General features: G+C 66.5%; 11 protein-coding genes. 3 read left to right on the top strand and 8 right to left on the bottom strand.

Annotated features, from left to right (window positions below; all coding sequences use genetic code 11):
• Positions 1-14 precede the first annotated feature (14 nt).
• The 5 genes from DB459_RS21755 to DB459_RS21735 form a co-directional block, all read right to left on the bottom strand.
• Entirely contained in the window at positions 15-809 is a 795-nt protein-coding gene (locus DB459_RS21755; RefSeq protein WP_253707698.1) for an ABC transporter ATP-binding protein, read from the bottom strand.
• 12 nt (positions 810-821) lie between these two features.
• On the bottom strand, positions 822-1,718 hold the full coding sequence (gene ntrB / locus DB459_RS21750) for a nitrate ABC transporter permease (protein WP_253707696.1): 897 nt from the start codon (positions 1,716-1,718) through the stop codon (positions 822-824).
• A 69-nt stretch (positions 1,719-1,787) separates the two neighbouring features.
• Positions 1,788-3,101 carry a CmpA/NrtA family ABC transporter substrate-binding protein gene (locus DB459_RS21745; protein ID WP_253707694.1) on the bottom strand — a complete coding sequence of 438 codons (1,314 nt, stop codon included), beginning with the start codon at positions 3,099-3,101 and terminating at the stop codon, positions 1,788-1,790.
• Positions 3,102-3,427: 326 nt separating this feature from the next.
• Positions 3,428-4,594 carry an ABC transporter substrate-binding protein gene (locus DB459_RS21740; RefSeq protein WP_253707692.1) on the bottom strand — a complete coding sequence of 389 codons (1,167 nt, stop codon included), beginning with the start codon at positions 4,592-4,594 and terminating at the stop codon, positions 3,428-3,430.
• Positions 4,591-5,181: an ANTAR domain-containing response regulator gene (locus DB459_RS21735; RefSeq protein WP_253707690.1), complete on the bottom strand. Its 591-nt coding sequence runs from the start codon at positions 5,179-5,181 to the stop codon at positions 4,591-4,593. Before DB459_RS21735 ends, DB459_RS21740 begins: the two co-directional genes overlap by 4 nt.
• A 611-nt stretch (positions 5,182-5,792) precedes the next feature.
• Between DB459_RS21735 and rimO the strand changes: the two genes are divergently transcribed.
• Both rimO and DB459_RS21725 read left to right on the top strand, forming a co-directional pair.
• Positions 5,793-7,118: a 30S ribosomal protein S12 methylthiotransferase RimO gene (rimO, locus tag DB459_RS21730; protein WP_253707687.1), complete on the top strand. Its 1,326-nt coding sequence runs from the start codon at positions 5,793-5,795 to the stop codon at positions 7,116-7,118.
• 231 nt (positions 7,119-7,349) lie between these two features.
• Positions 7,350-8,546 carry an acetylornithine transaminase gene (locus DB459_RS21725; protein WP_253707685.1) on the top strand — a complete coding sequence of 399 codons (1,197 nt, stop codon included), beginning with the start codon at positions 7,350-7,352 and terminating at the stop codon, positions 8,544-8,546.
• A gap of 69 nt (positions 8,547-8,615) precedes the next feature.
• On the opposite strand, the gene DB459_RS21720 is transcribed toward DB459_RS21725, so the two are convergent.
• From DB459_RS21720 to DB459_RS21710, 3 genes are all read right to left on the bottom strand, one after another.
• Positions 8,616-9,590, bottom strand: a complete 975-nt coding sequence (locus DB459_RS21720) for a quinone oxidoreductase (RefSeq protein ID WP_253707682.1) — start codon at positions 9,588-9,590, stop codon at positions 8,616-8,618.
• A gap of 79 nt (positions 9,591-9,669) precedes the next feature.
• Positions 9,670-10,410 carry a TerC family protein gene (locus DB459_RS21715; RefSeq protein ID WP_253707680.1) on the bottom strand — a complete coding sequence of 247 codons (741 nt, stop codon included), beginning with the start codon at positions 10,408-10,410 and terminating at the stop codon, positions 9,670-9,672.
• Positions 10,407-11,141, bottom strand: a complete 735-nt coding sequence (locus DB459_RS21710) for a phosphatidylcholine/phosphatidylserine synthase (RefSeq protein ID WP_253707678.1) — start codon at positions 11,139-11,141, stop codon at positions 10,407-10,409. Before DB459_RS21710 ends, DB459_RS21715 begins: the two co-directional genes overlap by 4 nt.
• A 192-nt stretch (positions 11,142-11,333) precedes the next feature.
• On the opposite strand from DB459_RS21710, the gene DB459_RS21705 reads away from it, so the two are divergent.
• Positions 11,334-12,527, top strand: coding sequence for a UbiH/UbiF family hydroxylase (locus DB459_RS21705; RefSeq protein WP_253707675.1), 1,194 nt, complete (start codon positions 11,334-11,336; stop codon positions 12,525-12,527).
• The last annotated feature ends 178 nt before the right edge of the window (positions 12,528-12,705 follow it).

Here is a 12,705-nt window from a genome sequence, read left to right as displayed (position 1 = left end):
ACGCTGCTGCGGCCTCAGGCCGCCTCGACGAAACGATGGCGCTCATAAAGGAATTCGAGCACCCGCTGCCGGCACTTGAGGTAGGTCGGGTTGCCCGCCAGCTCGAGCCGGTTGCGCGGATGCGTCAGCGGCACCTCGAGCACCTCGCCGATATGCGCAGCGGGACCGTTGGTCATCATCACGATGCGATCCGACAGCAGCACCGCCTCGTCGACGTCGTGGGTGATCATCAGCACGGTGTTGTTGAGCTTCTGGTGCAGCGCCATCACCGAGTCCTGAAGATGGGCGCGGGTCAGGGCGTCGAGCGCGCCGAACGGCTCGTCGAGCAGCAGCACCTTCGGCTCCATGGCCAGCGCCCGGGCGATGCCGACGCGCTGCTTCATGCCGCCGGAGATCTCCGCCGGCCGCTTGTCCCTGGCATGGGCCATCTGCACGAGATTGAGATTGTGCATCACCCAGGCATCGCGCTCGGCCCGGCTCTTGGCGGCGCCGAACACCTTGTCGACGCCGAGACGGACATTGTCGTAGACCGTGAGCCAGGGCAGCAGGCTGTGGTTCTGGAAGACCACGGCGCGGTCCGGCCCCGGCGCATTCACCTCGCGGTTCTCCAGCAGGACGCCGCCGCTCGTCGCCGGCGTCAGCCCGGCGACGATGTTGAGCAGGGTCGACTTGCCGCAGCCGGAATGGCCGATGATCGAGACATATTCGCCCTGCCCGATCGTCAGGTTGATGTCGGACAGCACCTCGGTCGTGGTCTGGCCGCGGCTGAAGGATTTGTCGATGTGATCGAGCTTGAGATAGGCCTGCATGACGATCTCTCCTCAGTTGGTCGCGGTGCCGCGGGTGACGACGGCGGCGAGCAGCGCGATCAGGCGGTCGAGCACGAAGCCGATGATGCCGACATAGAACAGCGCCAGGATGATCTCGCTGATGTGCGAGGAATTCCACGCGTCCCAGATGAAGAAGCCGATGCCGACGCCGCCGATCAGCATCTCGGCCGCGACGATGGCGAGCCACGACAGGCCGATGCCGATGCGCAGGCCGGTGAAGATGTAGGGCGCCGCGGACGGGACCATGATCTTGGTGAAGAATTCGAGCGGATTGAGCTGCACCACCGCGGCGACGTTGCGGTAGTCCTGCGGGATGTTGCGGATGCCGACCGCGGTGTTGATGATGATCGGCCAGATCGAGGTGATGAAGATCACGAAGATCGCCGACGGCTGGCCGTCGCGGAATGCGGCGAGCGACAGCGGCAGCCAGGCGAGCGGCGGAATGGTGCGCAGCACCTGGAAGATCGGATCGAGGCCGCGCATCGCCCAGACCGACTGGCCGACCAGGGTGCCGAGCGCGATGCCGGCGATCGCGGCCAGCGAATAGCCCAGGGCAACGCGCTGCAGGCTGGCCGAGAGGTGCCAGAACAGCCCCTTGTCGATGCCGCCGTTGTCGAAAAACGGGTGGAGAATGAGGTCGCGGGTGTCGCGCAGCACACGCGACGGCGGCGGCAGCGTCGCGCCGGCCTTGCGGCACAGCAGCTCCCAGACCAGCATCATCAGGGCGATGACGATGACCGGCGGGACGACGCGCGTCGCGGCTGATTTCAGCGCGCGGATCAGCGGCACCTTCAGCGATACCGGCTTCTTCGGCAGGGTCAGGATCGGCGCGGCAACCGGCTCCGGCCGGGTCAGGACAGGCTCGCTGTTGAATGCGGGCATGGTCATCGAGCAGGTCTCCAGGAAAAATCGGTGGGAGACGGACCGCCCGTCCCGGGGGCGATCCGTCGCGCGCGTTCAGGCCTCGATGCGCTTGATGCTGAGCGACTTGAGGTAGGCGGCGGGATCTTCGGGATCGAACACCTTGCCGTCAAAGAAGGTCTCCTTGCCGCGTGATTTCGAGGCGGGAATGTCGGATGCGGCGACGCCGAGTTCGTTGGCCGCGTCGCGCCACAGGTCTTCGCGATTGACCTCGGCTATCAGCGCCTTGGAGTCGAAGCCGCCCTCGTATTTGCCCCAGCGGATGTCCTCGGTCATGAACCAGAGGTCATGGCTCTGGAACGGATAGGAGGCGTGGTCGGCCCAGAACCGCATCTGCTGCGGGCTGTTCTCGACGACGCGGCCGGTGCCGTAGTCGAACCTGCCCTTCATGCGGTCGGTGACGTCCTCGACCGGCACGTTGATCCACTGGCGCTTGGCGCAGATCGCGGCGACCTCGTCGCGGTTCTCCATCTTCTCGCAATACTGCTGGGCTTCCATCACCGCCATCAGCAGCGCCTTGGCCGCCCGCGGATATTTGTCGACATAGGCTGCGCGCAGCGCGAACGACTTCTCCGGATGCTTGTCCCAGAGTTCGCCGGTGGTGAGCGCGGTGTAGCCGATCTGCTGATGGATGAGCTGCAGGTTCCACGGCTCGCAGACGCAGAAGCAGTCCATGGTGCCGACCTTCATGTTCGCCACCATCTGCGGCGGCGGCACCACGATGGTCTCGATGTCCTTGTCGGGGTCGATGCCGCCGGCGGCGAGCCAGTAGCGGATCCACAGGTCGTGGGTACCGCCCGGAAAGGTCATGGCGGCCTTCACCGCCTTGCCCGAAGCCTTCTTCTTCTCGAGCGCGACCTTGAACGGCGCGGTATCGAGGCCGACCTTGAGGTCGGAATACTCCTTGCCGACGGAGATGCACTGGCCGTTGAGGTTGAGACGCGCGAGGATGTACATCGGCGTCGGCACGTTGTTCTGCGTCACCTTGCCGGAGGAGATCAGGTAGGGCATCGGCGTGAGGATATGGGCGCCGTCGATGCCGTTGCCCTCGGAGCCGAGGACGAGATTGTCGCGCGTCGTGCCCCAGGAGGCCTGCTTCTGCACCTCGACGTCGGGCATGCCGTATTTGGCGAAGATGCCCTTCTCCTTCGCCACGAACAGCGGCGCGGCATCGGTCAGCGCGATGAAGCCGAGCTTGGCGCCCTTGACCTCGGGACCCGCGGCCGCCGCGAAGGCTCCACCCGGAAAATTCAGTCGCAACGAGGCCAGCAGCGCCGCGCTGCCCGCACCGGCCTTCAACAGCGTGCGCCGGCTGATGCGGCGAGATCCCTGCGTCGTGGTCTTCGTCATCGTCTCCAGTGTCCTCGTGTTGGATTGCCGCGGTCGCGCGAAAGACAGCGCCTGAAACGAAAAATGCCGCCCCGATCCCTCGCGATTGCGCGGTTTCGGACAGCGGCATTGCTGCATGGTCCCTCAATGGACCCGTCGGCCTTCGTCTCGGCCTGCACCAGTTATTCAAACTCCGTGCCAAGCCCCATTTCGTCGTAAGCGATTGTTTTCGCAGCGATGCCGCGCATCATGCGCAAGCATCCCCGACGGCGTCCTGACGCGCGGGGCGGCAGCGACGCCGGATTTTTGTGCAGCGCGTGAAAATTAGGCGGGCAACGAAACGGCGATCAGCCGGCGCGATGCCGGATGGCGAAGGCTGCGAGATGACCCTCGATGTCGGCGGGATCGAACAGCGGCCCGGTGAAAGCGCCGATGCCGTCGGCAACCGTGTGCGACGGTTTCGCAATCGTCCCCAGCGCACGATCATAAAGGTCGGGCCGGAACACCGCCTTCGCCGTCGCGAGCGCGTCCGCCGACAACTTCGCCTGCCCCCAGCGCACCATCTGGGCATAGAGCCAGGCCGCCTGCACCGGGTCGGGACGCGCGGCGCCCTCGCGCCCAACCAGCAAATAGCGTTCGCTCGAGCGCACTGCGCCGTCGCGCGCGATCTTCAGCCGGCCATCGAGGGTGCGAAGGATCACCTCGGCCGCCACACCGACGCGGTCGGGACGCGCCAGGATATCGGCCGCCTCGCCGCGATTGTCCTCGATGAACATCGCCGCGCGATGGCAGGCGCGCACCAGCGCCGCCAGCGTGTCCGGATGCTCATCGGCCCAGGCCTCGCGGACCGCCAGCACCTTCTCCGCCGCCCGCACCAGGATCTCCGAGACGAAATGCAGGATGCGGCCGATGCCGAGATCGACGGCGACGGAATTCCACGGCGCGCCGACGCAGAACGCGTCGACATGGCCGTTCGCCAGGCTATCCACCATGTAGGGCGGCGGCAGCACCACGAGGCGGACGTCCTCGTCCGGGTCGACGCCGCCCGCCGCCATCCAGAAGCGGAGCTGGTAATTGTGGGTCGAGAACGGAAAGGTCATGCCGAAGGTGAGCGGCTCGCGGCCCTCGCGGCGACGCGCCGCCACGACGGCCGCGAGCGCCTTGGCTGTCGCCATCGGATCGGCCGGATCGCCGGCGAGCTGCGCCATCAGCGCATCATGAAGCGCCGGCGAAACCGAGATGGCGTTGCCATTCACCCCCAGCGTGAACGGCGCGACGATCGGCACCTTGATATGGCCGAGCCCGAGGCTGGACGCGATGGCCACCGGCGCCAGCAGATGGGCGGCATCGAACAGCCCGATGTTGAGCTTGTCGCGCACGTTCGACCATGACACCTCGCGATGCAGGACGAGATTGAGCCCCTCCTCGGCGGCGAAGCCCTTGTCCGCCGCGACGATCAGGGCCGCGGCGTCGATCAGCGGAATGAATCCGATGCGCAGGGGCTGGTCGGTCATTTCAACATCTCCGCCGCGGTGATGATCGACTGAGCGATGTCGGCGATCTTCTTCTTCTCGCGCATCGCGGTCGACCGCATCAGCACATAGGCCTCGTCTTCGGTGAGGCTCTTGACCTTCATCAGGATGCCCTTGGCGCGGTCGATGACCTTGCGCTCCTCAAGCGCCGATTTGGTCCGCTCGAGCTCGTCCTGCAGCCTGGCGAAGGCATTGAAGCGTGAGATGCACAGGTCGATCACCGGCTTGATCCGCTCCTTCTTGAGGCCGTCGACCACATAGGCCGACACCCCGGCGTCGACCGAGGCCTGGATCGAGGCCGCGTCGCTCTGGTCGACGAACATGGCGATCGGCCGCCGGACCGCGCGGCTGACCTGGAACATCTGCTCGAGAACGTCGCGGCTGGGATTTTCGAGATCGATCACCACCACATCGGGATCGATGGCGTAGATGCGGGCCAGCAGGTTGTGCATCTCGCTGATATGCTCGACGGCCGTGAAACCGGCCTCGCGCAAGCCCTCCTGCAGGATGGCCGCGCGGATCGGGCTCTCGTCGACGATCACGATCTTGACGACGGCGTCTGCCGGCATTCCACGCTCTCGGCCTCGAAGTCCTCCCGCTGGGCGCAGGAGGCGAATTCCACTTCATCCGTCCGGTGTCCGTTCCCTGATCTGGCCACCGGAGCGGCTCGATCAAGCGTCCCGTTTCCAACCTTCGTATCCCCTTGCAGCAGGCGCTTCTACGAACGTTGGAAACAAGGGGACACCAGCATCAATATGATTCTAGTGCGGTTTTGGATCTGACGCGCGTATGACGAGCTTGCTGCAACACTGATACGAGCGTCAGATCCACCGCACCAGGTGCTCTAGTGTCCTGTCTCCGAATGACCGCTTCATCTGCCGCACGGTCGCACCAGGGCGCGCCCGCCGGTATTCCCGGCCCGGCCGGCCCTCAGGACCGGGCCTCCCGGCACGCCAATGGGTCGACCGGCCTTGAAATTGTGCAGCATCAAGGCTAGCTCCAGCCCCATCCATTCTCTCTCGAACCCTCGACTGCAGAATCTGGGACTTCGGAAATCCCGGATCGCGCATTCCTGGTGCGCAATTCCCGGCCGGCGCCCTTTCGAATCCGAAAGTCGCTCGACAGGACGCTGCAGGATCAGGCGAAGTTCGAGTTCAGGACACTAACCGGACAGGATCGCATGGACAAGGCCGACGCGCCGAAGGTCAGTTTCGTTTCGCTTGGATGCCCGAAAGCCCTGGTGGATTCGGAGCGCATCATCACGCGTCTGCGCGCCGAGGGCTATGAACTCGCGCGCAAGCACGACGGCGCCGACCTCGTCATCGTCAACACCTGCGGCTTCCTCGACAGCGCCAAGCAGGAATCCCTCGCCGCCATCGGCGACGCCATGGCCGAAAACGGCAAGGTGATCGTCACCGGCTGCATGGGCGCGGAACCCGAGCAGATCGAGGCGGCGTATCCCGGCGTGCTGTCGATCACCGGACCGCAGCAATACGAGAGCGTGCTCGCGGCCGTGCATCGGGCGATTCCGCCGGCGCACAATCCCCATCTCGATCTGGTTCCGCCCCAGGGCATCAAGCTGACGCCGCGCCACTACGCCTATTTGAAGATCTCCGAGGGCTGCAACAATCGCTGCACCTTCTGCATCATTCCCAAGCTGCGCGGCGACCTGGTGTCGCGTCCCGCCGACGATGTGCTGCGCGAGGCCGAACGGCTGGTGAAGGCCGGCGTCAAGGAACTCCTCGTCGTGTCGCAGGACACCTCGGCCTACGGCGTCGACCTGAAATACGCCGCCGCGCTCTGGAAGGACCGCGAGGTCCGCAGCCGCTTCTTCGATCTCGCCCGCGAGCTCGGCGAACTCGGCGCCTGGGTCCGGCTGCAATATGTCTATCCCTACCCCCATGTCGACGAGGTCATCGGCCTGATGACCGAAGGCAAGGTGCTGCCCTATCTCGACATCCCGTTCCAGCACGCCAGCGAAGCGGTGCTGCGGCAGATGCGGCGGCCGGCGGCGCAGGACAGGACGCTGGCGCGGATCAAGGCGTGGCGCGCCCAGTGCCCCGACCTAGCCTTGCGCTCCACCTTCATCGTCGGCTTTCCCGGCGAGACCGACGCCGAGTTCGCCGAACTGCTCGACTGGCTCGACGAGGCCGAGATCGACCGCGTCGGCGCCTTCAAATACGAGCCGGTGGCCGGCGCCGCGTCCAACGCGCTGCCCGGCCAGGTGCCCGAGGAGATCAAGACCGAGCGCTGGAATGCGCTGATGGCGCGCCAGCAGAAGATCTCGGCGCGGCGGCTCAAGCGCAAGGTCGGCACCCGCCAGCAGGTGATCATCGACGAGGTCGGCCCGACCGTGGCCAAGGGCCGCTCCAGGGCCGACGCGCCGCAGATCGACGGCAGCGTCCATGTCAGCAGCCGTCGGCCGCTCAGGGTCGGCGAGATCGTCACGGTGAAGATCGAGCGCGCCGACGCCTACGACCTCCACGGCAGCGCCGCCGGTTTCTAAACCGCACGCTTGACAGCGCGCCCGCTTCCGCTATATCGCGCGCCCATGTCGTTCACCCGGACCCTTTTCCGAGCCGCCCGCCGCCGTCGCGCCTGCGACGACGACCGTGCGCGCCCTGTCCGACGACCAAGCTGACCTGATCCTCAGCCCGTTTTCGCAAAAGGCCGCACCTCAAGTGCGGCCTTTGCGCGTTTTGGCCGGCATTTTTCCCCCGCAGCATTGGAGCCCAGCATGACCAGCCCTCACTACGCCTTCGACGCCCTGATGGACGTCACCGCGCGGCCGTCGATCGTCTTCGTCAAAGGCGACGGCGCTTTTCTGCGGGATGCCGATGGTCGCCGCTATCTCGACTTCGTCCAGGGCTGGGCGGTGAACTGCCTCGGCCATTCGCCGCCGCTCGTCGCCGATGCGCTCGCCCACCAGGCGCGCCAGCTGTTGACGCCGAGCCCGGCCTATTACAATGCGCCGAGCCTGGAGCTCGCCGCGGCGCTGGTCGCGAACAGCGCGTTCGACGAGGTCTATTTCACCAATTCGGGCGCCGAGGCCAACGAAGGGGCCATCAAGCTCGCCCGCAAATACGGCGCGCTGCATCGGGGCGGCGCCTTCGAGATCATCACCTTCGACGGCGCGTTCCACGGCCGCACCCTCGCCACCATGTCGGCCTGCGGCAAGAAGGCCTTCGAGCCGTTGTTCGAGCCCAAGGTGCCGGGCTTTCCGAAGGCCCAGCTCAACGACATCGCCTCGGTCGAACGCCTGATCGGACCGAACACCGTCGCCGTGATGCTGGAGCCGATTCAGGGCGAAGCCGGCGTGTGGCCCGCCACCGACCAGTTCCTGCGCGAGCTGCGGGCGCTCACCGCCGCACGCGGTCTGTTGCTGATCGTCGACGAGATCCAGACCGGCATGGGCCGGACCGGCAAGCTGTTCGGCCATGAGCATGCCGGCATCGCGCCCGACATCATGACGCTCGGCAAGGGCATCGGCGGCGGCGTGCCGCTCGCCGCGGTGCTCGCCACCGCCGCGGCGTCATGTTTCGAGCACGGCGACCAGGGCAGCACCTTCGGCGGCAATCCGCTGATGTGCGCCGCCGGCCTCGTCGTGCTCAATCATCTGGCGCAGCCCGACGTGCTGGCCGGCATCGCCGCGACCGGACGCCTGCTCGAGGGCGAATTGCAGCGGCTGTCGGCGCGGCACGGCCTCGGCGAGGTGCGTGGCCGCGGGTTGTTGCTGGCGCTCGAGCTCGGCCGGCCGATCGGCGCCGCGGTGGTGGCCGAGGCGCTCAGGGACGGGCTGCTGCTCAACGCGCCACGGCCCGACTCGCTGCGCCTGATGCCGGCGCTGAACGTCACTCGCGAGGAGATCAATCAGATGATCGCCATCCTCGACGTGGTGCTGACCAGGCTCGGCGCCGCCCGCTGCGTCGCGTGAAGAGCGCTCTCCATCGGCGAGACGTCGTCACGGCCGGGCTGTTGTCCCGGCCGTCGCCGACCTGTACCTTTACGGCCGCAGGATCGACGCTCCGACCGTGACCCGGCTCTCCAGGTCATGGTGGGCCTTCTGCGCGTCCTTGAGCGCATAGGCGTGATGGATCGGCACGTGCAATTTGCCGCTGATCACCGCCGAGAACAGCGTGTCGGCGCCTTCCAGCAGTTCGTGGCGGGTGGGGATATAATCGTTGAGCTTGGGACGCGTGGCGAACAGCGAGCCATGGTTGTTGAGCTCCTGCAGCGAGAACGGCGGCACCGGACCCGAGGCATTGCCGAAGCTGACGAACAGGCCGCGCGGCCGCAGACAGGACAGCGAGCCCGGGAAGGTCGTCTTGCCGACGCCGTCATAGACCACGTCGCAGAGTTCGTTACGGCTGATCTGTTTCACCTGCGCGACGAAATCCTCCTCGTTGTAGAGGATGACGTGATCGCAGCCATTGGAGAGCGCCAGCTCCGCCTTCTCGCGCGAGCCCACCGTGCCGATCACGTTGGCGCCGAGCGCCTTGGCCCATTGGCAGGCGAGCAGGCCGATGCCGCCGGCGGCGGCGTGGATCAGCACCCGGTGCCCCGGCTCGACCTTGAAGGTCTTGTGCAGCAGGTAGAACACGGTGAGGCCCTTGAGCATCAGCACCGCGCCCTGCTCATAGGAGATCATGTCCGGCAGCTTCACCAGCTTTTCCGCCGGGATGTTGCGCTCGGATGTGTAGGCGCCGAGATTGAAGTAATAGGCGACGCGGTCACCGGGATGGAAATTGGTGACGCCGGGGCCGGTCGAGATCACCTCGCCGGACGCCTCGTTGCCGGCGATGAAAGGCAGCGCCGGCGCCTTGTAGAGGCCGGTACGGAAATAGGTGTCGATGAAATTGAGGCCGACGGCGTGCTGGCGGATGCGGACTTCGCCATGGCCCGGCGACGGCACCTCGATATCCTCGTAGGTCAGAACCTCCGGCCCACCGATCTGATGAACACGTACCGCCTTGACCATATTCGACACTCCCATCGGATTTGCCGGAACATTAGGCGGGGACCGTCGGCAGGGCAAGCTTTCGGGGCGGCGGCATGCCCTATTCCGCCGTTTCCCTCCGGACGCGCCCCCGCCGGGCGAGGATATTGAAACTCTCCACAGCCATGGCGAAGGCGATGGCGAAATAGACATAGCCGCGCGGGATGTGGAAGCCGAGACCGTCGGCCACCAGCGCCACGCCGATCAGCACCAGAAATGCCAGCGCCAGCATCTTGGTGGTCGGATGGCGCTCGACGAAGCCGGCGACCGGCCCCGACGACACGTACATCACGGCGACGGCAACGACGACCGCGGCAACCATGATGGTGAGGTCCTGCGCCATGCCGATGGCCGTGATGATGCTGTCCAGCGAGAAGACGAGGTCGATGATGATGATCTGGAGGATCACCAGCGCGAAGGCGCCACGGGCCTTGGCGCTGCCCTCCCCGGCCGCTTCCTCGCCGCTGCCCTCGACCTCGCCGTGAATCTCGTGCGTCGCCTTGGCGATCAGGAACAATCCGCCGCCGATCAGGATGAGGTCGCGCCAGGACAACGGCTGGCCGAGCACCGTGAACACCGGCTCTGTCAGTCCGATCAGCCAGACCAGGACCGACAGCAGCGCGATGCGGAAGATCAGCGCCAGCGCCAGCCCGATCCGGCGGGCGCGCCGCGCCTGATCCCGCGGAATGCGCGACACCAGCACCGACAGGAAGATGACGTTGTCGATGCCGAGAATGATCTCCAGCGCCACCAGAGTAAGGAAGGCAGCCCAGGCTTCGGGGCTGGCGATAAGTTCGATCATGCGGCCACCCGCTTCATCAGTCGGAACACGAGGTCGATGCCGAGCACATAGGCGGCGATCAGGCAAAGCGCGGTGCGCACCACGACGGACACGTCGAAATCGCGCATGACGACGAACAGCGCCAGCACGCCCCACAGCGCCATCAGCGCCAGGTTGACGCTGCGCAGCCGCGCAACGCGCACCGGATGGATGACGTGGAACGGCACGAAGGTCAAAAGCACCAGCAGCGCCATCAGCACGCTGCCGGTGAGCGGCGGCGGCTTGAGCAGAAAGAGATAGAAGGCCGCGGCATTCCACAGCGCCGGAAAGCCGCGGAAATGATTGTCCTCGGCCTTCATGCGCCGGTCGGCGAAATAAAGTGCACCACTCACCACGATGGCGCCGCCGATCAGCGGCGCCGCGATCGGCAGCAACAGTCCGCTGGCGGCGACGGCGTAAGCGGGGACGAAGACGTAAGTGACGAAATCGACGACCAGGTCGAGAACATCGCCCGACCAGTCCGGCAGCACGGCGGCGACCTGCAGCCGGCGCGCGATCGGACCGTCGATGGCGTCGATCACGAGCGCCAGCCCGAGCCAGCCGAACATCGCGGCCCAGTGTTCGCGCACCGCCTCGAGCAGGGCGAGCAGCGCGATGCCGCCGCCCAGCGCTGTGAGCACATGAACGGCGAAGGCGCGCAACCGCGCGGCGGCGCTCGGAGCTTCAGGTGCGGATGTCGGCAGCGGTTTCATGGCTCGAGGTCGCTCCACTGATGTCTCGAATCCGAAATCCGCTCTGCCCACCACCCGGCTCGCTGCTTAGCAGGAAAATTCAGGCTGCGCACAGTCGGTCTTGCGGCTTTCCGCCGCGCGCTTCGCCTGCGTTCCGCGATCCCGCGCCGGAGAGAATTGCGCAGACACGGCAGGGAGCCTATACCAGCGCTCATGGATGCTCCCATCGCACCCGTGCGTTTCGATACCGCCGTTGTCGGCGGCGGCCCGGCCGGCCTGGTGGCGGCTGTCGGCCTCGCCTTGGCCGGAGCCCGCACGGCTCTGGTGGCGCGCCGCCAACCCTACGGCGACAACCGCACCACCGCCCTGCTCGGCCCCTCGATCGATCTGTTGACGGAACTCGGGGTGTGGGAACGTTGCGTCCACCAGGCCTGCGCCGTCCGGGTGATGCGCCTGATCGACGACACCGGCCGCCTGGTGCGCGCGCCGGAGGTCGACTTCCACAGCGCGGAAATCGGCCAGGACGTGTTCGGCTACAACATCGAGAACCAGCATCTCGTCGAGGCGCTGGAAGCACGCGCCGCCGAACTCGCCAACCTGACGCGGTTCGACGACGACGCCGCGAAGATCGTCTGCGGCGATGACGAGGTTGCGATCGCCACGCATGGTGGCGCCGCCTTGCACGTGCGACTGCTGGTCGGGGCCGACGGCCGGCATTCGCCGAGCCGGACCGCCGCCGGCATCGCCATCGAACGGCGTCCTCTCGACCAGGTGGCCGTAACCTTCAACGTCGCCCACTCCCGGCCGCACAACGAGGTCTCGACCGAATTTCACACCACCGTCGGCCAATGCGTCTTCGTGCCCCTGCCCGGCCAGCGCTGCGGCGTCGTCTGGATCAACCGGCCCGCCGAGGCGCAGCGGCTGCTGGCGCTCGCCGACAACGCGCTGTCGGCGGCGATCGAACGCCGCTCCCATGCCATCCTCGGGGCCATGCGGATCGACGGTCCGCGCAACGCCTTTCCGCTGGCTTTCGAGAAGGCGGAGACATTCGGGCGGCGACGCACGGCGCTGGTCGGGGAATCCGCCCATGTGGCGCCTCCGGTCGGCGCCCAGGGACTCAACATGGGTGTGCGCGACGCCGGCGACATCGCCCGCATCATCGGCGAGGCCCTGCATCGCGGCGAGGACATCGGCTCCGATGCGGTGCTGGCGCGCTATGGACGCGCGCGCCGCGGCGATGTCGGCATGCGCGTGATGGCGATCGACATCGCCAACCGCTCGCTGCTCACCGATTTCCTCCCCGCGCAGATGCTCCGCGCAGCGGGCATGCATCTGGTCGGCCGCGTCGGGCCGCTGCGCCGCCTCGCCATGCGCGAGGGCCTCGCCACCGGCTGGCGCGCGCACTAAACTTGGCGCGGCGATCCGGCACGACGAGTGCGGTGGATCTGACGCTCGTTTCAGCATTGCAGCGAATTCTTCAAACGCGCGTCAGATCCAAAACCGCACTAAAATCATAATGATGCTAGAGCCTGTCCTCAATTAGAGGATTCCCAAGCAGATTATCGCATGATTCATAGGCGGTCAG

The organism is Bradyrhizobium sp. WD16 (assembly GCF_024181725.1).
GTDB lineage: Bacteria > Pseudomonadota > Alphaproteobacteria > Rhizobiales > Xanthobacteraceae > Bradyrhizobium_A.
Note: the sequence above shows the minus strand (reverse complement) of the source record. Positions and strands in the feature narration are given on the sequence as shown.

Excerpts from the sequence above, each read along its gene's own strand:
- DB459_RS21740 (WP_253707692.1), bottom strand. The coding sequence starts at position 4,594 with ATGACCGACCAGCCCCTGCGCATCGGATTCATTCCGCTGATCGACGCC.
- DB459_RS21710 (WP_253707678.1), bottom strand. The coding sequence starts at position 11,141 with ATGAAACCGCTGCCGACATCCGCACCTGAAGCTCCGAGCGCCGCCGCG.
- DB459_RS21755 (WP_253707698.1), bottom strand. The coding sequence starts at position 809 with ATGCAGGCCTATCTCAAGCTCGATCACATCGACAAATCCTTCAGCCGC.
- ntrB (WP_253707696.1), bottom strand. The coding sequence starts at position 1,718 with ATGACCATGCCCGCATTCAACAGCGAGCCTGTCCTGACCCGGCCGGAG.
- rimO (WP_253707687.1), top strand. The coding sequence starts at position 5,793 with ATGGACAAGGCCGACGCGCCGAAGGTCAGTTTCGTTTCGCTTGGATGC.
- DB459_RS21715 (WP_253707680.1), bottom strand. The coding sequence starts at position 10,410 with ATGATCGAACTTATCGCCAGCCCCGAAGCCTGGGCTGCCTTCCTTACT.
- DB459_RS21720 (WP_253707682.1), bottom strand. The coding sequence starts at position 9,590 with ATGGTCAAGGCGGTACGTGTTCATCAGATCGGTGGGCCGGAGGTTCTG.
- DB459_RS21745 (WP_253707694.1), bottom strand. The coding sequence starts at position 3,101 with ATGACGAAGACCACGACGCAGGGATCTCGCCGCATCAGCCGGCGCACG.
- DB459_RS21725 (WP_253707685.1), top strand. The coding sequence starts at position 7,350 with ATGACCAGCCCTCACTACGCCTTCGACGCCCTGATGGACGTCACCGCG.
- DB459_RS21735 (WP_253707690.1), bottom strand. The coding sequence starts at position 5,181 with ATGCCGGCAGACGCCGTCGTCAAGATCGTGATCGTCGACGAGAGCCCG.
- DB459_RS21705 (WP_253707675.1), top strand. The coding sequence starts at position 11,334 with ATGGATGCTCCCATCGCACCCGTGCGTTTCGATACCGCCGTTGTCGGC.